Source organism: Ensifer sp. ENS08 (assembly GCF_014852195.1).
GTDB lineage: Bacteria > Pseudomonadota > Alphaproteobacteria > Rhizobiales > Rhizobiaceae > Ensifer > Ensifer adhaerens.
The window spans coordinates 73,894-97,651 of sequence record NZ_JACVBF010000018.1; the positions used below are offsets into that span (position 1 = coordinate 73,894).

17 protein-coding genes are annotated in these 23,758 nt (G+C 61.4%); 11 read left to right on the forward strand and 6 right to left on the reverse strand.

The genetic code is table 11. The annotated features are described in order from the left end of the window. Window positions 1–34: 34 nt before the first annotated feature. The 8 genes from IB272_RS28405 (at window position 35) to IB272_RS28440 (ending at window position 11,495) form a co-directional block, all read left to right on the forward strand. Window positions 35–1,816 carry a type I secretion system permease/ATPase gene (locus tag IB272_RS28405; RefSeq protein WP_192445527.1) on the forward strand — a complete coding sequence of 594 codons (1,782 nt, stop codon included), beginning with the start codon at window positions 35–37 and terminating at the stop codon, window positions 1,814–1,816. 38 nt (window positions 1,817–1,854) lie between these two features. Continuing rightward, window positions 1,855–3,135: an HlyD family type I secretion periplasmic adaptor subunit gene (locus IB272_RS28410; RefSeq protein ID WP_234824582.1), complete on the forward strand. Its 1,281-nt coding sequence runs from the start codon at window positions 1,855–1,857 to the stop codon at window positions 3,133–3,135. 891 nt (window positions 3,136–4,026) lie between these two features. Further along, window positions 4,027–6,045, forward strand: a complete 2,019-nt coding sequence (locus IB272_RS28415) for a nucleoside-diphosphate sugar epimerase/dehydratase (protein WP_234824586.1) — start codon at window positions 4,027–4,029, stop codon at window positions 6,043–6,045. Window positions 6,046–6,085: 40 nt separating this feature from the next. Continuing rightward, the gene (locus IB272_RS28420) at window positions 6,086–7,309 is read left to right on the forward strand and encodes a glycosyltransferase family 4 protein (RefSeq protein WP_192445528.1); all 1,224 of its coding nucleotides are present in this window, start codon (window positions 6,086–6,088) and stop codon (window positions 7,307–7,309) included. Window positions 7,310–7,522: 213 nt separating this feature from the next. Continuing rightward, window positions 7,523–8,653 carry a glycosyltransferase gene (locus IB272_RS28425; protein WP_192445529.1) on the forward strand — a complete coding sequence of 377 codons (1,131 nt, stop codon included), beginning with the start codon at window positions 7,523–7,525 and terminating at the stop codon, window positions 8,651–8,653. Between the two features lie 343 nt (window positions 8,654–8,996). Then, a complete protein-coding gene (locus tag IB272_RS28430) occupies window positions 8,997–9,848 on the forward strand; it encodes an ATP-binding protein (protein ID WP_112976854.1) in 852 nt (283 codons plus the stop codon). A 257-nt stretch (window positions 9,849–10,105) separates the two neighbouring features. Further along, a complete protein-coding gene (locus tag IB272_RS28435) occupies window positions 10,106–11,017 on the forward strand; it encodes an NAD-dependent epimerase/dehydratase family protein (RefSeq protein ID WP_112976855.1) in 912 nt (303 codons plus the stop codon). Window positions 11,018–11,201: 184 nt separating this feature from the next. Beyond that, window positions 11,202–11,495, forward strand: coding sequence for a hypothetical protein (locus IB272_RS28440; protein ID WP_112976856.1), 294 nt, complete (start codon window positions 11,202–11,204; stop codon window positions 11,493–11,495). A gap of 15 nt (window positions 11,496–11,510) precedes the next feature. Here IB272_RS28440 and IB272_RS28445 read toward each other — a convergent pair whose 3' ends face one another. From IB272_RS28445 to IB272_RS28460, 4 genes are all read right to left on the reverse strand, one after another. Next, entirely contained in the window at window positions 11,511–12,011 is a 501-nt protein-coding gene (locus tag IB272_RS28445; RefSeq protein ID WP_162728859.1) for a GNAT family N-acetyltransferase, read from the reverse strand. A gap of 62 nt (window positions 12,012–12,073) precedes the next feature. After that, a complete protein-coding gene (locus IB272_RS28450) occupies window positions 12,074–12,610 on the reverse strand; it encodes a tail fiber protein (RefSeq protein WP_089045683.1) in 537 nt (178 codons plus the stop codon). 33 nt (window positions 12,611–12,643) lie between these two features. Next, a complete protein-coding gene (locus tag IB272_RS28455; RefSeq protein WP_246810453.1) occupies window positions 12,644–13,144 on the reverse strand; it encodes a tail fiber protein in 501 nt (166 codons plus the stop codon). A gap of 51 nt (window positions 13,145–13,195) precedes the next feature. Continuing rightward, a complete protein-coding gene (locus IB272_RS28460; RefSeq protein WP_192445530.1) occupies window positions 13,196–13,717 on the reverse strand; it encodes a tail fiber protein in 522 nt (173 codons plus the stop codon). Window positions 13,718–13,958: 241 nt separating this feature from the next. Here IB272_RS28460 and IB272_RS28465 point away from each other — a divergent pair, with 241 nt between their 5' ends. Then, window positions 13,959–20,474: a putative Ig domain-containing protein gene (locus IB272_RS28465; RefSeq protein WP_192445531.1), complete on the forward strand. Its 6,516-nt coding sequence runs from the start codon at window positions 13,959–13,961 to the stop codon at window positions 20,472–20,474. 232 nt (window positions 20,475–20,706) lie between these two features. Here IB272_RS28465 and IB272_RS28470 read toward each other — a convergent pair whose 3' ends face one another. Beyond that, a complete protein-coding gene (locus tag IB272_RS28470) occupies window positions 20,707–21,117 on the reverse strand; it encodes a 4-oxalocrotonate tautomerase family protein (RefSeq protein ID WP_192445532.1) in 411 nt (136 codons plus the stop codon). A gap of 110 nt (window positions 21,118–21,227) precedes the next feature. Here IB272_RS28470 and IB272_RS28475 point away from each other — a divergent pair, with 110 nt between their 5' ends. Continuing rightward, window positions 21,228–22,091, forward strand: a complete 864-nt coding sequence (locus IB272_RS28475) for a LysR substrate-binding domain-containing protein (protein WP_192445533.1) — start codon at window positions 21,228–21,230, stop codon at window positions 22,089–22,091. A gap of 126 nt (window positions 22,092–22,217) precedes the next feature. On the opposite strand, the gene IB272_RS28480 is transcribed toward IB272_RS28475, so the two are convergent. After that, window positions 22,218–22,967 (reverse strand): SDR family oxidoreductase, encoded by a 750-nt coding sequence (locus tag IB272_RS28480; RefSeq protein WP_192445534.1) that lies wholly within the window; start codon window positions 22,965–22,967, stop codon window positions 22,218–22,220. A gap of 346 nt (window positions 22,968–23,313) precedes the next feature. Between IB272_RS28480 and IB272_RS28485 the strand changes: the two genes are divergently transcribed. Further along, window positions 23,314–23,757, forward strand: a complete 444-nt coding sequence (locus IB272_RS28485) for a hypothetical protein (RefSeq protein WP_192445535.1) — start codon at window positions 23,314–23,316, stop codon at window positions 23,755–23,757. Window position 23,758: the final 1 nt, after the last annotated feature.

Genomic DNA, 23,758 nt, shown 5'->3' on the forward strand with positions numbered 1-23,758 from the left:
CCACTCAAATTCCTGGAAACGGTGTCGTTGCAGCATGGTAGACAACAGAATCACAAGCGGCAGTTTACGATCTGCGTTCCGGCGCAGCGTCATAGATCTCGGCTTGTTCTCGACGGTCGTCAACGTGTTGGCGCTGACCTCGCCGCTGTTCCTGATCCAGGTTTATGATCGGGTTTTGCCCTCTTCGAGCATCGAAACGCTCGTCTATCTCACGATTATCGCGTTCCTTGCCTTCGCGTTCCTCGGCCTGCTTGATGTGATCAGGGCGATCTATGCGGTGCGCATGGCGGCCAAGCTCGACAGCGAGCTCGGGGCGGCCGCCTTTGCGAACGTGGTCGCGGCAGCGGGCCGGGAACCGGGCGATATCCAGCCTTTGCGCGATCTTGCGACCGTTAGAGGCTTCGTCGCTTCACGCGGCACGCCGGTCCTCTTTGACCTGCCGTTCTCGCCGGTGTTCGCCGCACTCCTTTATCTCCTGCATCCGCTGCTCTTTCTGATGACGACGATCGGCGCGATCGTGATCCTGCTTATGGTTTTCCTCAATCAGTACATGAACAAGAAGGCGTCGCAGTTCGCGCAGGAGCGTATCACCAGCGCTAATCTCACGGCGCAGATGTTCAGCCGCAATGCCGAGACTGTGCGTGCGATGGGCATGACGAACAATGTCGGTGAGGTCTGGGGCCGCCAGTTTGCTGCCGCGACCGCGGCAGCCGACGGAAGCCTCGTCGTCAACGCAATCTTCGGCGGCATATCGCGATCGATCAGAATGATCCTGCAGATGGCGATCCTTGCTGTTGGCGCGACCCTTGTCTTAAAGGGGCAGATGACTGCCGGCATGATTTTCGCGTCGTCGATCCTATCGGGCCGCGCGCTGCAACCGCTCGATCAGCTGGTGGGGATCTGGAAGCAGGCAATGGATGCGCGCAGCGCCTGGTCGCGGTTCGAAAAGGTGATCGAGGCCGGCAGTGTCGATAGCCGCAAGCTTCTGTTGCCGAACCCCGCCGGCGATATCGCCGTGCGTGATTTGCTCTATGTTTCGCCCGACGCTGGAGCCGACCCTGAGCCGATCCTGAAGCGGCTGAATTTCACGATCGCTGCCGGCGAAAGCGTTGCAGTGGTCGGCCCTAGCCGGGCGGGCAAGTCGACGCTCGCGCGACTTCTAACCGGCGCCGTTGCCCCGACAGCGGGCTCGATCACCATTGATGGTGCGGACCTGAGAACCTGGGACGTGACGCAGCTCGGCAGCCTCATCGGCTATCTCGCACAGGACGTGCAGCTGCTGCCGGGCACGATCGCCGCCAATATCTCCCGATTCGAGCCGGATGCAGCCGACGAGGCGGTGGTTGCGGCCGCGCGGGCGGCTCATGCCAACGATCTCATCCTGTCGCAGACGAAAGGCTATCAGACCCCGATTGGGCCCGGTTCCAACAATCTCTCCGGCGGCGAGCGGCAGCGCATCGGGCTTGCGCGCGCCTTCTACGGCTCTCCGCGTCTTCTTGTTCTCGACGAGCCGAACGCCAACCTCGACAGCGAAGGGGAAGCGGCACTCGGACGGGCGCTCAGAGACGCGAAAGCGCGCGGCGTCACGGTCGTCATTGTCACGCACCGCATTTCGATTGCCACGACGTGTGACCGGATCCTGGTGATGAAGAATGGCAGGATTGATGACTTCGGTCCAACGGACGAGGTGGCGCGCCGCGCGCAGTCCGACCGGGCGGACCGGGCCGCGAAGGCAGCGACCGCCAAGCGGCCGTCGAACCTGCCGACTGCAAACATTTCCACCTTCCTACCTGGCAGAACCGGGGATCGGCCATGACGGCGGCGGGCACTCGGCGCTCCTGGCGGGAGACTATCGTGACCGATACCGGTATGGTCGCCCGGCTCGGCTATGGAACGCTTGTCCTCATCCTTGCCGGTTTCGGCTATTGGGCGGCAACGGCGCCGCTCTCCGGTGCCGCAGTCGCTTCCGGCACGATCACGGCCACGGGCCGTAATGTTCTCGTGCAGCATCTGGAAGGCGGGATCGTCAGTGAAATCGCGGTTCGCGAGGGCGATGCGGTCGCAAGGGGGCAGACGCTCGTGGTCCTCGACGACACCGTCGCCCGCACCCAGCTCAACCGCCTTGCCAAGCAATGGGTAGCGCTGAAGGCGCGGGAGGCGCGCCTTGCCGCCGAACGGGACGGCCGGCGGGACCTGACGATCGCGATCGGCAACGCGCCAGCCACGATGTCGGCCGCAAGCCGTGACCTGACCGAAGAGCAGGTCAAGGAGTTCCAGACCCGGCTTGCCCGCTTCACCTCCGAGACCGTTATTCTGCAGCAACGGGTCGAAAGCATCAACGATGCGCTCGATGGCTTGGCCGCGCAGAAGGCGGCCGTCGAGAAGCAGACGCAGATCGTGCGCAGTGAAGCCGAGCGAAAGTTCAATCTCCTGGAAAAGGGGCTGACGAACCGCACGGAGTACACGCAGCTTCTTCGCGTCGAAGCGGACCTGCTCGGCCAGGTCGGCATGCTGCAGGCAGAATCCTCATCGAGCCGCACCCAAGTCGCAGAAGCGCGTGAGCAGATCGAACGGCTGAAGACCCAGCGCGTCGAGCAGGCGGTGACCGCGATGAACGAGGTTAAGACCGGGCTTGCCGACGTGGAAGAACAAGTCGAAGCCGCGCGCCGTGTACTCGAGCGCACCGTCGTCAAAGCGCCGGTAGACGGCGTTGTCGTCGCCTCGGTCTACAATGCCGTCGGCAGTGTCGTCGGTCCCGGCGAGAAGATCATGGAGATCCTGCCGACAGGGGACTTGGTCGTCGATGCGCGTATTCATCCGCAGGACATCGACGTCGTCCATGTCGGTCAGCCGGCAAGGGTCCGCCTCTCGGCGCTCAATACCAGCTTGACGCCAGAGGTTTCTGCGACGGTTGCCCATGTCTCGGCCGACCGCCTCACCGATCCGGCGACGCGCGAGCCCTATTACAGGGCCGTGTTGCGCCTGGATACGCCGCTGCCGCCCGGCGTGCGCATGGAGCAGCTGCATCCGGGGATGCCGATCGACGCCTTTATCGAACTCGGCGACCGCACCTTCCTTGAGTATCTGATCCGGCCGATTTCCGACTCCTATCGACGCGCCTTCGCGGGGGAATGACCCCACAAGGTCCTTCCCGAGCAGGATTGCATTGGGCCGAGGTGTACGCTGATGTCGCAGGCTGGCCTGGTCGGCCGGCTGGTTCGTTTTCCGGCGGTCGGAGAGGTCCTGTCGAAGTTCCTCGATCTTCACCCGAGAGCAGTTCCGGGATGCGCGCTGCTGATATCGGGGCGCATTTTTCAGTCGCGCTAAGATTTAGTCGATTTGTATCTATAGGTATGCTTCATTTTTCTCTGTTATGTATTTTGGATATGCAAATATATTCCAAATTATACATAAAATTGTGTGGCAATGTTCCGGAAGTGAATCTTTATTTATTTCTTTTGGGCGGTCCATTCCGCCCCTTGGGAACTGTAGCGGTCGCTTGCTAACCCCAAAGGGTTATGGATTAAATTGTAGTAATACTATTGAGTTCTAATATAATTAGGTAAATTGCTTCCGATAGAACGAAAAGATAATTTACATACAGGTTTTGGCGTGCGAGAGTTTTGGCGAAGTTGGCGTATTTTATTGCGAAGACAAAGTTTGTATCAGTGCATAGATAAAATAGATTTCAGGTAAATTTGTATGAGCTGATCGGTATCAGAAGTTTATTCCAAACAAATTCAACGAGACATGACGTCTCAAGGCGCATCATTCGTCCGTCCGTTCTCGGCGCGGCGGTTGAATGGCGTTCTATGGATCGAAGGGTGTCGCATGCATCGCAACGAGGCCGCTGCCCAGCCCACGCAAGCCGTCGCCCCGTCTCCGCCGTCTATGGCGAGATACTGGGCAAGGTTCCTTAATCTGTTCACCTGGTTTGCCGCCGTCGCCCGTGCGCTTTTGCGCCTGGCAGCAAGAACGGCCGTATCGTCGGTCAAGCAGGTTCGTCGATCGCGCGTGCTCTACGCGATGGACATAGCGTCTGCAGCCCTGGCGCTCGTGGCCGCCTTTTTCCTGCGCTATGGCTTCGACGCCATGTCGACGCGACCGGAGCTTATCTGGGCGCTGCTAGCCACCGGGCCGCAATATCTTCTGGCCTGTGCGATCGCCTTTCCGATCGCGGGATTGTACGCTCGCGACTGGCGCTACTGCTCCGTCTCTGACCTGCGCTCAATCCTTCAGGCCGTCTTGATCAGTTCAGCGGCGCTGGTGTTGATGTCGTTCTTTGCGAACCGCCTCCAGGATATGCCGCGAAGCGTTGTGCCACTCGAGGCGCTTCTTCTGACCGCATTCCTTTCGGCTTCGCGGCTGAGCTTCCGGCTCGACGAACTGGCGCTGCGCCCAACGCGACGGCAGCCGGTCGCCGAGGGCAATGCCGACCAAATCCCGACCTTGCTCGTCGGCAGCGGCCATGCGGCAGATCTCTATCTGAGAGCGCTCCGCCGCGATCCGCATTGCAGCCACAAGCCGGTCGGCTGTTTGGAAGTGACGCCGGAGCATACGGACATGACCTTGCGCGGCATTCCGATCCTTGGCGCGCTCACCGATTTCGAGACTGTGGTTTGCGCGCTCGCAGAAAGTGGACAGTTGCCGCGCCATGTTGTCTTTACCGAAGCGCTTTCGGCATTCGGGGAAGCCGCTGAGGATGTGATGCGGCGCGCCGAAGCGCGTGGCATGACCGTATCGCGCCTGACGCAGATCACCGAACTCAAGAGCGCCAAGCAGGAAAGCCGTTTCGAACTCCGCTCGATCGAGCTGACGGATCTTCTGGAGCGCCCGCAGGCAGCCCTCGACAACGAGGCAATTCTTCGCCTCGTCCGCGGTCGGCGCGTCCTGATCACCGGCGCCGGTGGTTCGATCGGCAGCGAGCTCACCTTGCAGGTGGCGGCGCGTGAACCGGCCGAACTCATCCTGGTTGAGAACTGCGAATACAATCTCTATGCGATCGACATGGAGCTCGGGGAGCGCTATCCGGCCGTCAAGCGGACGGCAAACCTTTGCAACGTCCGCCGGGCCAATCGCGTCAACGATGTCTTTGCCAAGTACCGGCCAGAACTCGTCTTCCATGCTGCCGCACTCAAGCATGTGCCGATGGTGGAGCTTAACCCTTGCGAGGGCGTACTGACCAATGTGATCGGCACGATGAACGTGGCGAATGCCGCCCGCCGCTTCAAGGTGCAGGCGATGGTGCAGGTGTCGACCGACAAGGTCGTCAACCCGACCAGCGTGATGGGCGGGACCAAGCGGCTGGCCGAACTCTATTGCCAGGCGCTTGACCTTCATTGCCTGAAGAAGGGTTCCGGCCCGCGCTTCATGACGGTTCGCTTCGGCAACGTGCTCGGATCGAGCGGCTCGCTGATCCCGCTGTTTAAGCGGCAGATCGCCAAGGGTGGCCCGCTGACGGTAACCGATCCGCGCATGACTCGCTTCTTCATGACCATTCGCGAAGCCGTCGAACTGACGCTGCAGGCTTCGGCCTATGGTCTGGAAGGCGAAATCGGCAAAGGCGAGATTTTCGTTCTGGACATGAATGAGCCGATCAAGATCATCGACATCGCCAAGCGGATGATCCGGCTTGCCGGCCTTACGCCGGGCAAGGACATCGATATCGAGATCATCGGTCTCAGGCCCGGCGAAAAGCTCTATGAGGAGCTGTTCGACAGCGGCGAGCAACGCATCAGTTCACCTATTCCCGGTGTGCTCGGCGCGATGCCGAACGCCGTGCCCCTGGCGACGCTCAAGGAGATGTTTGCGCGCCTGAAGCTCTTTGCTGAACTCGGGGATCAGGCGATGGTCTTTGCGATCATGAACAGCCTCATTCCCGGCTTCGACAAACATCCGGCTGAAGGCACGGCTGGCGCGCCCTCGTCGGACGACGGGGAGGAAATGGCTGCCGACGCCGATGACGCGCATCTCACCGACGATGTCCTGCAAGCAGCGCTGGCGAACTTTAGGCGGGGCCCGCCTTCGACGCCGATGCCGACATGATCTGTGCGATCTTTCGAACGTTTGTATGGAGAGCGCCCTGATGTTGATTGACGCGAGCGACTATTCTCCGGCCAGCCTGCCGCCACGGCGGGCGGCTGCCGCCGCGGGATCGGCGGTTGCTGGCGTGGTTCCGAAACAACGGATCGCGGTACTTTCGAGCTACAGTCGCTCTCTCACCAATTTTCGCCTGGAGTTGCTGCGGCGCCTGGTGGAGGCGGGCCATTCCGTCTTGGCAGTTGGGCCGGAGCAGGACGAGGATGTCGTCCGGCAGCTTGCCGCAATCGGCGTGGAGTTCGTCCACTCGCCGATGGCGCGCACTGGGCTCAATCCTCTGACGGATCTTGCGACGCTCTGGTCTTACTGGAGGCTGTTTCGTTCGCGGCAGATCGATGTCGTGATCCCTTATACGATGAAGCCGATTGTCTACGGCGGCATTGCCGCTCGCCTGGCCGGCGTCAAGCGGCGGTATTTTCTCGTGACCGGCCTTGGCCACGTCTATTCGGAAGCCGCAGGAAAGCGGTGGGTCGGGCGCCGCATCAAGCAACTGAGCGTGTTGCTCTACCGACTGGCGCTCAAGGGGGCAGGCGGGGTCTTTGCCTATAATCGCGCGGATTCGGCTGATATCGAGAGCTGTAGGCTGATTTCCGATCAGCGCGACTTGACGCTCGTGCCGGGCTCTGGCGTCGACCTCGACCACTATGCTTTTTCGAGCCCGCCCAGCGGGCGGCCGGTTTTTCTGCTCATCGCCCGCCTGCTGAAGGACAAAGGGATTGGCGAGTATGCCGAGGCCGCGCGCCTCGTCCGCCAGCAATTCCCGGACGCCGAATTTCGTCTTCTGGGGCAGTTCGATCCCAGTCCGGCCGCGATTGCCGCGGAAACCATTGATGGATGGGTCAAGGACGGCAGCCTGAACTATCTCGGCGAAACCACGGATGTGCGCCCGCATCTCAGCGATTGCAGCGTCTTCGTCCTTCCGTCCTACTATCGCGAGGGCATACCGCGCAGCATTCTTGAGGCGATGTCGACGGGGCGCGCGATCGTCACAACCGATCTGCCGGGCTGCGACGAGACTGTGGTCGACGGGCTCAATGGTTACCTGGTTGAGCCGCGCAACGCCAAGCAATTGGCCGAAGCCATGTGCCGTTTTCTCAGGGCGCCTTCGCTGATCACAGACATGGGGCTCAGGTCCCGTGAACTGGCCCAATCAAAGTTTGATGTGCATGCCGTGAACAAGCTGCTTCTCGAGCGCATGGCGTTGATCTGACAGGAATATTTCACCTTTTCAAAAATAGTCGCGAGTGTTCGACAAGAAAAAACAACCGCGAAGATGCTTTGTCAGCAACTTTCCGGATGCGCGCTTTTCTAACACGCCAATGACAAATTCATATTTTTCGATGTATACATTGCTAATAGTTGTTGAATTGATCATTGCTATGCATAATCGCCTTTGAGGAATATTTGAGGCGATTTTCTTACGATGGCAGGCAGCGTCGTTCACATCATCAACGACCTTAACGGAAACGGCGGCGCCGAGCGCCTGGTCGTGGAAATGGCGCAGCGGCAGGCGCGGTTTTCGGCAACGGTAATCGTGTGGAAGGGGGCAAATCACGAGCTCCTGGAGGACAACGCTTTTGCTGCCGTGACGATCATCGCGGTCAAGCTGACGAGCCCCAGGTCTATTGCCAAAGCATGGCGGGCGATGCGGGCGGCGGACGTCGTGCACGTCCACCTGTTTCCGTCCCTCTATTTTTGCGCTCTCCTGCCTTTCCGGAAAATCTACACCGAACACAACACCTGGAACCGCCGAAGGGCGAGGCGGTGGCTGCGAGGTATCGAAAGGTGGGTCTATGGCCGTTACGACGGCGTTGCTGCAATCAGCGCACCTGTCCGGGACCACCTCTCCGAATGGCTGGCGCCCATGGCCGCGAAAATCCACATCGTCGAAAACGGTGTCAGCCTGGACCGGTTTGCGTCGGCGCGCGACCGCAAGCCGAGAGGGGATGGCCTCTTTTACATCGGCATGGTCGGAAGCTTCACGGAGAAGAAGGACCAGGAAACCATCGTGCGGGCCCTGCAGCGGCTTCCGGATAGGGTCCAAGCGGTCTTTGCTGGTGTGGGGGACCGCCGACCGATCGTGGAAGAACTGGCCGGAGCTCTGGGTGTGCGTGAGCGCGTCCACTTTTGCGGGCTGGTCCGGGATATCCCGGCGTTCCTCAGCCACATTGATCTCTATGTGCAATCGTCCCATTGGGAAGGCTTCGGGGTGGCCGTGGTCGAGGCGATGGCGTCGGACCTGCCGGTCCTGGTCAGCGATGTCGGCGGGCTAGCCGTGGTCGTTGACAACGACAACTACCGGTTCCCGGCGAAGGACCACGGGCAACTCGCCGACCGCATTCGCGAACTTACCAGCGATGATGAGAAGTATCGCGATGCGACGGCCTATGCGCGCCGCCGTGCACAAGGCTTTTCAATCGACCGGACCGTCTTGTGCTACGAGGACCTTTACGAGCTGATCAAGCCCGCTCCGCCATCATTGACGGCGGCTGGTGCAGATGCCGGCGCCCCTCGGTTCCACCGTTCCTCGCACTCTTCACAGGACCTGCGCTGAGTCGTCGTTGCGTTCGGGCGGAGGGAAGCGGAGAAGAAAGAAGGCGGCACGATCTGGCGAACGGGGGCATGGCATTGACGCAGCGGCTCATTTGAAAGCAACTGCTGAAATGTAACTTGGAATCTCCGGGGGAGTTGGTATTATCCCCCCATTGCTTTCGAATATACTGAAATCAACTGTTGTCGTTTTCATGTTTTGGGAGCCGATGTCGGCCAATCTACCCTCGGGATCACTGTAGCGGGCGCTGAGCCCCTGTCTGGAAGGCGGGCGGCAAAATATTCGGTCGCTGCAAGATGCCCTCTGGGTTCGAGAGCCGCAGGCAATTTTTACAGGTTGTCCGACTATGGTGATGAGCGCCCGGCAATTTTATTCTGGAAACGACGGCTCGACGGACTGGGTCCGGGAGTCGGAGTTCTTCGCAAAACTGAAGATGCGAAACGGCACCTTCAAACTCACGCAGCCGTCGCGCTTTCGCGAGCTGGAAACCGCATTCAGGCCCTTGCTTTCGCAGCGGGCGACGCAGTTGCGGGAGGTGCTCGATGTCGGGGTTTCCACCGGCGTGACAACAGTCGAGCTGTTGCGATACCTGGAGGTCTGCGGGGCGAAGCCGAAGATCACCGCCACCGATCTCTTCATCGACGCGCACATCGTCGAGGTCGCGCCGGGGGTTCGCGTTCTTGCCGATCCGGAAGGCTGGCCACTGCAATATGATGTCGCCGGTCTTGCGATCCGGCCCTGGATCCGACGGCTCGACTATGTCTCCCTTGCCTTCATCCCGCGGCATCTGGCGAAATCCATGCTGCAGCCGCGCCTGCGCGCGCTGATCCGCAGCGGAAGGAGCGAGCCGGTCCAGATGATCACCCGGTCGTTATCGCGTGACGATTCCATCGCGTTTGTCGAGGATGACATCATGCGGCGCTCACCGGATTTCGCCGGCCGCTTCGATCTCGTCAGAGCCGCAAACATTCTCAACAGGAATTACTTCTCTGCCGCGCAGATCAGGTCGGCAGTGTCCAACATTCGATCCTATCTGAGCGGCGCCGGAAGCCTGCTGATTGTGACCCGGACGAACGAGAAGGGTGAAAACGGGGGCACGCTTTTCGAAGTGGGCGCCGAGGGCACGTTCACGGTGCTGATGCGCGTCGGCTCCGGATCCGAGGTTGAAGACCTGATCCTCGGCTGTCCGGCGCCCTGACGCTCTCCCGACCGTCTTCTCGAGGGCAAGCTAGCCTTTTCTCTCATCAAGTCTCTGCGAAACGGTAAACCTGGCTGCGGGAGCCTTGACGCCGCCTAAGCGACAAGGAAGATTGCAACCCAGACGGAAGGTCCGGTCGCGGACGCACTGGCCGAGTGCCGGTCGCGCTCCACGGTCGGCTCGGCGGCTCAGGAATCCACCTACACTTAAGATCCAGGCGCCTCCGATCGCGATGAGGTGTCGCGAGGGAAAACGGCTTGAAAAGGATACTGGTTACCGGTGGAGCTGGCTTCATTGGCGCACACCTCGCCCGTCGCCTGGTAAAGGCCGGCCATGACGTGACCGTGCTTGATGATCTGAGTTCGGGAAAACGAGAAAACGTCCCGCAGCCCTCGACCTTCATCGAAGGGTCGGTGCTCGACCGTGACGCCGTGCGCCGCGCGCTCGCCAATGTGGACGCCTGCATCCATTTGGCGGCGATCTCCTCGGTCGAGCGATGCAAGCGGCAACTGACGTCATCGCACGCAATCAACATAACGGGGTTCCTCACGATCATCGAGGAACTTGCCCACTCCCGCGCTCATCTTCCGCTTGTCTACGCCTCTTCGGCCGCGGTTTACGGGGCGAGCCAAGAACTGCCGCTTTCGGAAGCCGGACGTTGCATTCCATTGTCGCCTTACGGTGCGGACAAGCTTTCCTGCGAACTTCACGCGCGGTCTGCCTATGAGGTCTATGGCATAGCGAGCCTGGGACTGCGTTTCTTCAACGTGTATGGGCCGGGGCAGGATCCATCGTCTCCTTATTCCGGCGTGATCGCGAAGTTCGCCGAACGGCTGGAGCGCGGTGAAAACATCACCATCCATGGGGATGGTCGTCAGACCCGCGATTTCGTCCATGTGGACGACGTTGTGGAGGCTGTGCTGCACGCGCTTGGCCGCTGGGACACGGGCGCGCGCATCGTCAATGTTTGCAGCGGCGTCGAGACATCAATCAGCGACCTTGCGCGGATCATGATCGAGGAAACCGGCAGCCGCTCGGATATCACCTATATCGACGGCCTTTCGGGTGAAGTCAGGCGCTCGCGGGGGTGCGTCGAAGCGCTCCACGCAAAACTGGCCTATCGCTGCGTGACCGACCTTCGAGCCGGACTCGCGCGACTGCTGCAGTGATCTCGATGGCAGAGCGGGCGCGATGCTCGCAAGCTGCGGAGTGGGGGCGATCGCGCTATTGGCGTCCTCTTGCTGTTCAAAGCATGGTGCGTGCCATTCCACGCCCTTGAGACTTTTGTGTTCAACTTCCATGGTGTAGAAACGCCGGAAACGACCCAAACGGGAATCACGAAGGGATCCGCGCATGGAACTGCTGACGCTTCAACATTTCGCGGGTTGCGTTGGTCAGGCGTTCGATCTAACCCTTGGCGAGAGCACGGTGCCGTTGACACTGGCGGAGGCCACGCCCGGTACGACGCCGATCTTGCCGGGCATGATTCGCGCGCCCTTTTCGCTGATCTTCCGCAGCGGTTCAGCGATCGTGCTGCCGCAACAGATCTACCGGCTTAAAAATGCGTCGCTCGGCGCACTGGACATTTTTCTCGTGCCGGTTGCCCGCGACAAGCAGGGTATCGTCTACCAGGCCGTTTTCAATTGACGTAGAAATGGGCGGTCAGCGGCGCTCCGCTTCGTCGAAATCGCCGGGTGACCACTTCATCTTGATATGCGAGCCGAGGTCGTTGATGGCGCGAAACCCAAGGCGCTGATAGAGCGCTTGGGCTCGAAAGTTTCGTTGCTCGACATGCAAGGTTAGAACGCGCGCCTTTGAGGTTGTGGCCTCACGCTGAATAGCCGTCAGTAAGGCTGTGCCTTTGCCCTGTCGGCGCCACTCAGGCAGGAATCCGATGTCGACGATGAGCCAGCGCTCCTTTTCGGAGTCCAGATAGAGCCGGCCGACCGGCTTGTCTCCGATATCGACAACGAGATAGTCCGCGTCCGGATAGACCGACCGGTAGTGGCGGTGCTGGGCGATAAATTGTAGTTCGAGAAAAACTTGCTTCTGCTCGGGCGACCATGGCACGGCCGCCAGTTCGTCCGCCCGAAATGACGAGTAAAGCTGGAGCAGGAACGCAATGTCGTTCGTGCAGGCATGGCGCAGGGAAGTGCCCTGCACCTCCAATCGCGGTGGATTAGACCGGATCGGAAAATTGACCGCGGCAATGTCAGTGTGCGGCTTCACCCGAACGACGGAAAGTTGCCGTTAAGCGCAATGCAGAAATTTACCGCCAGGTAAGGCTGTCGGTTTTCGTGCGGGAGGTTTCCACCCGACAGACCGATCATGGAAGGAGCAAACTGGGCATCCGGTTGGGCAGTGCTCGCCGCCATGACCGTGTGCTCCGTTGGCAGACTGAGCGAGTTTCCGGAAGACGGCGTACTCGCTCTTTTCGTCCCGTCTGTCTGATTGTAGATGGTCAATGAATGCGCATGTGCGGGCATTTCAGTTGAAAGCAGGGTAACATTCTGCGTCCCGAAGACCTCTCCGATCGTCCGGGGCGTAAGACCTGGACCTGTCCCCTGATTGCAGGGTGCACGTCCGGCAAAGTTCGGCAACTGGAAATTGCTCTGACCGTTGCCGCCATACGACGTCCCGATAAGCGAGAACAACGCGGTATTTTGCTGGATGGGCATCAACGGTCCGTTGCAGAACGCCCAACCATAGGGTGCGTAATTGAAACTGAAGAGCTGGATCTCGCCAATGAAAGGCTCTGTCATTCTTATCCCCTTATTGTGAAATACAGGCCCGGATCAGTTCTGCTGCGGAAAGACGCCGTATAGTGCAATGCAAAAGTGCGTCGTCAGCGTCGGCATCGTGTTGTCATGAGGCTGACCGCCGCCTGTGGGGCTGGTCGAGCTCGGCGATGTCCCGCGGCCCGTCAGGCCGCTCACGTCCGTTGCGTAGAGTGTGTCGCTGGCAACCGCTCCTAACATGACAGTCGGCCCGACCGCCGTGGCGTCCGCAGTGCTCGTCGTTGCGACGATCGGGTGGCCGTGCGGTGGGAGTTGGGTGCTGACCAGCGTCACGTTTTCGGTGCCAGCAAGCTGACCGAGCACCCGCGTCGTCAGGCCCTGACCCGTGCCCCAGTGCATCGGCACGCGGCCGCGTAGGTCAGGCACACGAAATGTTGACTGGCCGTCTCCGCCGTAGGTGGTCCCGAGCAGCGTGTAAAGCATCTCATATTCCGCGATCGAAAGCAGCGAACCGTCGCAGGCTTGCCAACCGGTGGGCACCCGGGGGAACCCGAACATTCGTATTTCCCCGACATAGGGAGTGCTCATGCTTACCTCCGGTGGCTGAGTTCAGTTGCGCGACGGGTAGACGCCCGACAGCGCGATGCAGAAGTTGATGACGTTGAAGGGTTGCACATTCGCGTGCGGCTGCCCACCGCCCGCAGGCGCGATGGTCTGGGACGATAAAGGCACCTGAGACCCACCGGGTTGCGCATAGATCGGCAGGGTTGTCGTACCGAAGAGCGACGGCGCACGTTGATCTCCAACGGCCGTCGTTCCATTACCCTGATGAAGATGTGAGGGGATCTGCTGCGTATTTAATGTCACGCTCTCCACACCCCCATACTCCGCCATCGCGGTGGTAGGTTGCCAGCTTGGATCGAGAGAATTGCCGAAGGACATAGGCGCGCGGCCTTGCAAATTTGGAAGCATAAAGTTTGTCGTGCCGTTGCCACCGTAGTAAGTGCCCAGCAGCGAAAACAAGGCCTGATTCTGGGCGATTGCCATCACCTGACCGTTGCAGAGAGCAAAACCCTTCGGCGCAAAACCAAATCCGGTCATCATGATCTGCCCGACATAGACCTCGGTCATCGCTGCCCCTTCCGATAAATCTTAACGACTCTAGTTTGCGCCTTTCGAACACTCTCCCTCATAACGCGCATCTTGGGAAGAGTGCATGCGGACACTTTTTTATTCGAATTCCCGCATAAGTCGCACTAGTCCTGGTTGTGTGACTCGAATTTTCGTGTCAAGCAGTGCGTGGCGTTGGAGGGGGCTGAGCGTGGCGATGGGCTCGCGTCCACGAAACGCGCAGTGCGTACAGGGGCAGGACATGTTTCACCAGATCTTTGGTCGGGCAGGCGCTGGGCGCGGTCACTTTGCGCTACTCTTTTGTTTCCTCACGTTCCTTTTCCTGGTGGCGATGGTGCCTGTGTCTTCGGCGCAGGCTGGTCTTTGCGGAACAACCCAGAACGTGACAGTGCAGTCCGGCGGGACAAGTGTCATCACCTGCTCGGAGTGGGGCTTTATCCAGCCGGCTGTGACCAACCCGTCCCACGGCAGTCTAACCTTCGGTATGCCCACCAATACGAACGCCCTTATTTACACCAACAACGGAGACGGGGCGACCTCTGACAGCTTCGTCGTCTATGATGAAAGCCCCTCATCGCCAGTCACTTTTAACGTGACGGTTGCGCCATCGAGCTCACCGTTGACCGTGACGCCGGCAAATCTGCCGACACCTGTCATTGGTGTGGCTTACATTCAGACACTCAACACCACCGGCGGCACTGGTCCCTATACTTATGCGCTCAGCGGTGGGACGACGCTGCCACCTGGCCTGACGCTTTCGGCTGCCGGGGTCATATCCGGAACGCCGACCGGCTCGGGCCCCTATAACTTCATCGTACGAGTGACCGATTCCACCACGCCGACGGCGCATACTTACGACAAAAGCTACAATCCGACGATCGCGGCACCCGTGATTGACGTTACCCCGGATAGTCTACCGGACGGCGGAGTAGGGGCCGCCTACAGCGTCCATTTTTCTGCGTCCGGCGGCACGCCGCCGTATACATATACTCTGGACGTAGGCACCTTGCCGACCGGATTAAGCCTTTCAACGAGCGGGCAACTGTCTGGCGCACCAACGACGGCAGGAAGCTTCAACTTCAAGATAAAAATCCAGGATAGCACGACGATCTCGACCGGTGGCGTCCATTTCGTGGCGCAGAATTTTACCACCACCATCAATTCCTTCCCGCCAGTGGCGCTCAGCCCGGCGAGCGGCGCGCTTCCTGCCGCAACGGTTGGCAGCGCCTATTCGCAAGGGATCTCGGCGAGCGGGGGGGCCGGGGCAATCAGTTACGCGGTGACCGCGGGTTCGCTTCCCGCAGGTCTCGCCTTAAACACGACGACGGGCGCAATCAGCGGGACGCCCACCGCTGCCGCGATCGGGACTGCAAACTTTACCGTCACGGCGACGGCGGCGACCTCTGGCTCGGCCACCGCGAACTACTCCATTGCCGTCAGTGCGCCCCCCGTAGTGCTGACGCCGGCAAACAACACCGCCTTGTCAGGGGGAACGGTGGGCGTTGCCTACTCAAACAGCTCGATTTCGGCGACCGGGGGTGTCGGTGCGATCACCTATTCGGTGTCGGCAGGTGCCTTACCGGCAGGGCTCACCATCAATCCCTCGACGGGCGCGATCACCGGAACGCCGCTTCCTGACGCCTATGGTTCCGCGCCTTTCACGGTGACGGCCACGGCTGCGAACGTCGGCACCGATTCCAAGGCCTATTCGATCACCATCGCGGCCCCACCGGTGGTGCTGACGCCGGCGGGTGGGGCCCTTGTCGGTGGCGACGTGAACGTCGTCTACCCGGGTGCGTCGATCTCTGCTAGCGGCGGATTGGGGACGTTCACCTATACGGTGACGGCGGGCGCGCTTCCAGACGGCCTCAGTCTGAGTTCGGCTGGGGCGATTGCCGGTACGCCGACGGCGGCCGGATACGGTACCAAAAATTTCACGATCACAGCGACAGGCTCGACCGCCGGTTCGGCGTCGGCCGCCTACAGCATCGCGATTTCCGCGCCACCGATGACGCTCACGCCCGCGGGCGGCGCGTTGACGGCAGCGACGGCGGGGACGGCTTACTCCGACATGTCGATTGCCGCCGTAAACGGGCTCGGGACGGTAACTTACTCCTTAGCATCGGGCACACTGCCGCCCGGTCTCGGCCTTGCGTCTGCAAGCGGCGCAATCACCGGGACGCCAGCGGTTGCGGGAGCCTTCAGCTTCACCATCACGGCCACCGACATGCATAGCCGGACGGCCAGCGAAAGTTACAGCATTAATGTCGTTGCCATCGCTCCTGATGCTCCGACTGGGGCCGCGGCGATGGCGAATGATGCTAGCGCACGTGTGAGTTTCTCTGCGCCTGCCTTTAACGGTGGCAGCTCGATTACAGGCTACACAGTTACAGCGAGCCCAGGCGGCGTTACCGCGACGGGACCGTCAAGCCCGATCGACGTCACTGGCTTGACCAACGGCCTGAGTTACACGTTTACGGTCGCAGCAACCAACCTTGCCGGGACGGGTGTCGCTTCCGGTGCTTCCAACGCCGTGACGCCGAAAGCGCCGCAGACGATAACGTTTGCCAACCCCGGTTCCCAAACTTTTGGTACGACGCCCACCTTGACGGCAACTGCGAGTTCCAGCTTGCCCGTCAGCTTCACCTCCGCGACAGCAGGTGTGTGCACAATCGATCCTGGCGGTAAATTGGCCTTCCAATCCATGGGTACTTGCACAATTCACGCAGATCAAACCGGTGACGCGGCCACTGAGGCTGCGCCACGGGTAAGCCAGAGCTTCATAGTGAATGCGGTTGCTCCGGCCGCACCGACGGGAGTTGTTGCGACGGCTGGCGACAGCCAGGCTATGGTTGCCTTTGTTGCGCCCTCGAGCAACGGCGGGGCGCTGATCTCGCGCTACGTCGTCACATCGAGCCCGGACGGTTTGACGGGAGACGGCACCTCCAGTCCGGTGGTCATCACCGGGCTGACGAACGGCACGAGCTATACGTTCACGGTCGTCGCTGAAAACAACGCCGGTCCTGGCCCTGCGTCGGCCGCCTCCAACGCGGTGACGCCGCGCACGATCCAGACGATCACCTTTGCCAATCCGGGTGCGCAGAGCTTCGGCACGACGCCGACCCTGTCGGCGAGTTCGGACTCCGGCCTGACGGTCAGCTTCACATCGTCGACGACGGCGGTCTGCACGATCAGTCCCGCTGGACTTCTAACCTTCGTATCGATCGGCACCTGCACCATCAATGCCGACCAGGCGGGTGACAGCACCTATCTGCCGGCATCGCAGGTTAGCCGCTCGTTCGTGGTCAACGCTGTTGTGCCGGGCGCGCCCTCCGGTGTTGTAGCCACGGCCGGCAATGCCTCGGCTGAGGTCTCCTTTGTCGCGCCGGTCAATACTGGTGGTGCGCCGATCACCGGCTATACCGTCACAGCCAGCCCCGGCGGCCTGACCGAGACGGGCCCGGCGAGCCCGCTCACGGTGGTTGGCCTGACGAATGGCGCCAGCTACACGTTCACGGTGACGGCTGCCAACAGCAGCGGTCCGGGTATCGCGTCCGGCGTCTCCAACGCGGTCACGCCGAAGGGGTCGCAAACGATCAGCTTTGCCAATCCCGGCCCTCAGGACTATGCGACGCCGGTGAACCTCACCGCGAGCGCCAGTTCCGGGCTCCCTGTGGCCTGGCAATCCATGACGCCAAGCGTCTGCGTCGTCACCTCAAGCGGTGCGGTAACCTTCCGCAATGGTGGGGATTGCGAGATCGAAGTCTCGCAAGCTGGCAATGGCGCCTATCTCGCTGCCCCTTCCGTTCGTCAACTGTTCCAGGTCTCCGCGCCGAACTTCGTTTTCACCCCGGCTTCGGGTGCCCTGCCGACGGCAACGGCAGCGACGGCATACAGCCAGACCTTCAGCGTCAGCGGCGGAACGGGGCCCCATAGTTATACGGTCGTGGCCGGCTCCTTGCCGAATGGTTTGGTCCTCTCCTCTGCAGGCGCCCTGTCCGGGACGCCGACGGTGGATGGAAGCTTCAACTTTACAGTGAGCGCCACCGATACGTACGGCGCGTCAAGCACCAGCAGCTACGGCCTCATTGTTCGGGTGCAGGCGCCGATTGCCGGGACAACGACGATAACAGTTGCGGCCAATTCGACGGGGAATGTGATTGCACCGAACCTCTCCGGCGGTGCGGCAGCCTCTCTCGCCATCGTCTCCGCGCCATCGCACGGAACAGCCACGGTGGCCGGCACGTCGTTCCACTATACGCCCGCGGCGGGTTTCTCCGGTACTGACAGCTTCAGCTACAGCGCAACGAACGCGACAGGGACATCGGCGCCGGCGACGGTCACGGTGACGGTGTCTCCGCCGATCTTCTCCTTTACGCCCGCTCCCGGATCGTTTCCCGGGGCGACGGTTGCAGAGCCCTACGACCAGACGATCACAGCGGCGAACGGAACCGGGCCCTACAGCTATACGGTCATCAGTAGCGCGCTTCCGGCCGGCCTGACGCTTGCAGCCAACGGCCGCCTGTCGGGCACTCCGACGGTGGACGGCAACTTCAACTTCACGATCGAGGCGACCGACGCGAACGGCGCGACCGGCTCTGTCACCTATAGCCTGGCAGTGGCGGTTGAGGCGCCGTCGGCCGGTGCGGTTGCGCTTACGGTTGCCGCAAACTCGACGGCAAACGTCATCTCGCCCAGCATTTCGGGCGGTGCAGCCGCATCGCTCGCGATCGCAAGCCCGCCGTCGCGCGGCAATGCGTCGGTGTCCGGCTTGCAGATCCTCTATACACCCCAACCCGGCTATTCCGGCGCCGACAGCTTCACCTACACGGCGACGAATGCGACTGGCACATCCACGCCGGCAACCGTCACGGTGACGATCTCGCCGCCGGTGCTCGTCTTTTCTCCGACCGGTGGCACGCTTGCGGCCGCCGTCGCCGGGGCTTCCTATAGCCAGAGCCTGACGGCCAGCGCCGGCACGGCACCCTATCTGTATCAGGTTACATCCGGGGCATTGCCGGGCGGGCTGACGCTCGATCCAGTCAGCGGCGCGATCTCCGGGCGACCGGGCGCCGACGGCGACTTCGCCTTCACGGTGACGGCGACGGACGCCAACGGGGCGACGGGGCAGGCGAGCTATCGCATTGCCGTCGTCTCGGCCAACATCGTCTTCAGCCCGGCGGCCGGCAGCCTTCCGGATGCCATGGTCGGTGAGGCCTATTCTGCGCCGATTTCCGCAAGCGGCGGCACCGGCGCCCTGATTTACAGCGTCAAGAGCGGCACTTTGCCAAAGGGCATGGTGCTCAATGTCTCGAACGGCGAACTGACCGGGCCGCTGGCCGCGGATGCGGTGCCCGACACCTACCGCTTCACCATTGGCGTCGTCGACAGCCGTGGCGCCAGCGGTTCGGCGGCCTATACGCTCAAACTCAACCCGCGTGCGGTGACGGCGCCCAGCATCGTCGTCGACGTGCCCGCCGGCACGACACCGAACAACGTCTATCTCAACGCCGGTGCCACCGGCGGTCCGTTCACCAGTGCCGCCGTCGCCTCGGTCTCGCCGCCGATCGCTGGCACAGCCGAGATCATCGAGGGCGAGCTTGCAGCCGCCGGCAGCTTTACGCCGGTCGGCTATTATCTGAAGTTCACGCCCAATCCTTCCTATTCCGGTTCGGCGGTGGTTAGCTACACCTTGAGAAGCGCACTCGGTACGTCGGGTGCTGGAACTGTCACCTACAAGATCTCACTGGACCGTGTCGCAGCCGGGGAAGAGATCGACGGCCTGGTACGCGATTTCGTGCGCAACCGGCAGAGCCTGCTGTCGTCGACGGTCAAGGTTCCGGGGCTGATCGAGCGGCGACGGGCGGCGATGAGCACCGATCCGGTGACGACGGCGGTCACACCATCGGAGAATGGCGCGCGCCTTGGGTTTTCCACCAGCCTCACGCAGATCCAGGCGGCGCGCGACGCAGCCGACGCGGCGGCTGCCGGCCAAACCTTCGTGAAGACCGACCAGCCCTTCGACGTCTGGATTGATGGCAGCTTTCTGTTCCACAAGGACAAGGACGACGATAGCGACAAGTGGGGCAACTTCGCCCTGTTTTCGGTCGGTGCCGATTACCTGATCAGCGAGCGGGCGCTGGTCGGCCTGTCGTTCCACTACGACTACACGAGCGACCCGATCGACGAGGACGCCGAACTGACCGGCAATGGCTGGCTTGCCGGTCCCTATGCGTCGTTCGAAATCGGGCAAGGTGTGTTCCTCGATGCCAACCTGCTCTATGGCGGCTCCTCGAACGACATCGATACCGGTATCTTCACCGGCACCTTCGACACGACCCGCTGGATGGCGGACGTCAAGCTGACCGGCGAGTGGCAGCTCGACGAGATCACGGTGCTAACCCCGAAGCTCAGGGCCGTCTACTTCAACGAAGAGGTCGACGATTACACCGCCAGGAACGCGCTCGGAGAGACGATCGACCTCAAGGGGTTCATCGAGGAGCAAGCCCGCTTCAGCATCGGTCTTGATGTCGAGCGGACGCTGGAACTGGAAAACGGCCTGATCCTGTCGCCGACGGTCGGAGCGGATGTCGGCTTTGCGTCGCTCGATGGCGAAGGCCTGTTTGGCCGGGTCTCGGCCGGGCTCGCGCTCAGCAACAACGACAACTGGGACCTCGACTTCTCGCTGCTCTTCGACATCGAGGGCGACGGTTCGCAGGCGGCTGGTGCGAAAGTCGGTGCGCGCGTCCGGTTCTGACGCCCACGAGGTCTATACGGAGGTATCGCGTTGCGATTGACGCGATACCGATAGATGAGACGGTGCTGGACCGATACTTCCGTTCCAGTTCACGAGGCTGCCGGCGGTACACCGGCCATCATTGGCTCTGCGACACCGGTTTGCTTCTAGCGTTTCCGGCAGCCATCTTTCCGCACCTTTAGGGCTCCGCCTTGGCGAACGTTGGAGGCTGCGGAATGCTTGGTGAAATGCTTCAGATGCCGGATTTGAGCTTGCCACTGATGTAGCGGAATTCCTGCGTCTTGCCACCATAACCATAGGCGGCAGCCGCAACTTCGTGGACGAGAACGTAGCTCTCGTGGTGTACCTGTCCGAGCAATTGTTCAAAGCGCCCGAAGATGGCTTCGAGATAGGCAGCCATTTCCTGCTTGGTGTTGGTGCCGTCGACGACCTTGATGTCGAGCCAGAAGCTGTTGATATCCTGTTCGGCAAGCGACTTTCCGCCAGCGAACCAGTGTTCCGGATCCGCATAGGTGATGACGATTGCCGTGATCGTCGGATCCTTGCGCAGGTGCGCTGCCGTCAATTCGCTGACCGAAGCGGCGATCCGTGACGAGAGTGCGGTGTCCGGCTTGCCGCTGACGGTGACGTTGATGATGGGCATTGGGTGGTTCCTTTCGGGTTTCCTGTTTCGTGTGTGAGCCCAATCTGCCACGTCTCTATCTTCGGAGAAATCGAATTGTTTAATATCATAACTTCGATTATATTGAAGTAATGCAAGCCTTCGATCCCGATCTGCTTCGTACCTTTCTTGCTTTCGCCGAGAGTGGCTCTCTTGCGAATGCGGCCACGGCCGTTGGGCGGACGCCTTCGGCTGTGACCGCCCAGATGCAGCGCCTGGAAACGATGATCGGCGAGCCACTTCTCGCGCCCTCAGGCCGGGGGCGAATTCTCACGCCGGCCGGGGAGGAATTGGTCGTTCATGCACGCCGGATTCTCGAAGTTCACCGGGATGCATGGCTGAGCCTCAAGGGTGCCAGCACCGACGGCCGTCTGGCGCTCGGCTGCACCCAGGATTTTGCCGACAGCAATCTGCCGGATCTCTTGCGCCGCTTCGGGCGCACCCACCCGCGTGTGCGGTTGGACTTGAGGGTCGGCAGATCCCGTGAACTGACTTCGGCCTACGATCAGGGGCTGATCGAAGTACTGATCGTCATGCGGGAGGGGCCGACGCCCGACGAACTTGCCATTCTGCGCGAACCGATGCTGTGGCTATCGTCATCGGATGCTCCGCCCACGGCTGACAGCGAGTTGCCGATCGCGGTGCTGGATCCGCCCTGCGGTTTTCGCGCGGCCGCGACGGCAGCCCTCGATGAGTCCGGTCGTCGCTACCGCATCGCGGCGACAAGCCCCAGCCTTTCCGGTCTGCGCGCAGCCGTGCGAAGCGGGATTGCCGTTACGGCGCGCACAGCACGCTTCCTCGGAGAAGGGATCGCGGTCGCACCCCCGGCACTTTCGCTCCCGGCATTGCCGAATGCGGAATTCAGCTTGCGGCTGAAGGTAAAAGCCGACAAGCCGGCGTCGAACCTCGCCACACTGCTTGCCGAAGGCTTGGCGGCCGGTACCGAGCGGTGGTGAAGACGATCACCCGGAAAGACTGCGGCGCTGCCGCGCCGATCTACGGGCATTCCGGATCCAAGCACACAGCGCCAAGGCGAATTCCGAAAGCAGCCGCTGCACCGGGAAACCTGTCTAGGATGACGTTTACATCTGCGCGGTCATGCCGCCGTCCACCGTCAAGGTGATGCCATTGACGAAGCTGGCGCCAGGCGAGGCCAGGAACACGGCGGCCGGTGCGATCTCCTCCGGTCGGCCCCAGCGTTTCAAGGGAATTCGGATACCGACGAAGGCCTGCAGTGCGGGATCGGAGGCGAGTGCGGCATTGGTCTCGGTTGCAAACCAGCCGGGTGCAATCGCGTTGACCGTCAGCGTCGCCGATCCAAGTTCCACCGCCAGTGAGCGGGTGAGGGCATCAAGACCGCCCTTTGCCGCGGTATAGGCGGGGTCGCCCGGCCGCGCGACGGAGGCGGCGATCGAGGTGACGAAGATCAGCCGGGCGCACGAGGAGCGGCGGAAATAGGGAAGTGCTGCCCGCGCCATCGCATAGGCTGCCGTCAGGTCCGTGTTGACGAGGGTGGCAAAGGCGGCGGGATCCATGACGTCGGTGCCGCGCCGGTCGCGCTCGCCGACGGCGTGAATGAGGATGTCGAGTTGGCCGGTCCTGCCGGCGGCGGCAGCGACGATCTTTTCCGCATCCGTCGAAACGTCGCCGGGAACGATGTCGAGTGCGGTGCCTTCCGATGCAGCCTGGGTACGGGCCGTTTCGAGTGCGGCGGAACCGCGGCCGTTGATCGCGACGGCTGCTCCTGCCCGTGCGAGCGCCTTTGCCATTTCAAAGCCGAGACCGCGGCCGCCACCCGTTACCAATGCCGTCATTCCGCTGAGGTCGAACATGTCGGTCTCCGATGCATTCCGCCGATTCCGGGCTGACGCTACACCAAATCCCGGCAGGAGAGCTTTAGCGCCTGTCATTGCAGCCGCCAATGGCGCAGGCGCACGGACCGCAGGGCCGTCCTGAAGCGGTTACCGTAAAGCGCTTGTTCCGTCCGGCCCGGCTGTCTAGTTCGTCGAATGCAATCGCCCGATCCGGGGCGCACAGGAAGAGAGGGTGCAAGATGACATTGTCCAACGCCGTGCGGCGGTCGGCTGAAGCCGGTCTGAAACGGGACGACCTTATCGTCTCAACTCTTTCTTCTGGCGGCAGGGATGGGATATCCCGCCGCAACAGGATTGCATTTTCATGTTTCTACTCGAACAAGCGGCCTATCCGGCTGCTCACGCCCTCTTAAAAGACTTTTCTTCCACCCACGTAGCCATTGCTGCCGTACTCGACGGCACCATAGACGGTGAAGTCTGGGTCGATCGTCCAGTCGAACCACACGTCGCGCTGCTCGCAAATGGCGACGCCTACTATCTCGCGGGCCTGCCCGTCGAGGCGGGCGATAGCTTTGCCGACCTGAAGGAACTGATCCCTGACTGGGCCTATTTCTTCATCGAAGACCGCTGGTACGATCGTCTTGGCGATATTTGGTCCAACGGCTTCGCACGGCCGCATCCACGCGTCAGGATAGGTTTGCCGGGAGCAAGTTTTGGTCTCGCGACAACGGTGTTGCCTGACGGCTTCCGTCTCGTGCAGATCGACCGCGCCCGCTCGATCTGGAACCCGGCAATATCGACACGGTAAC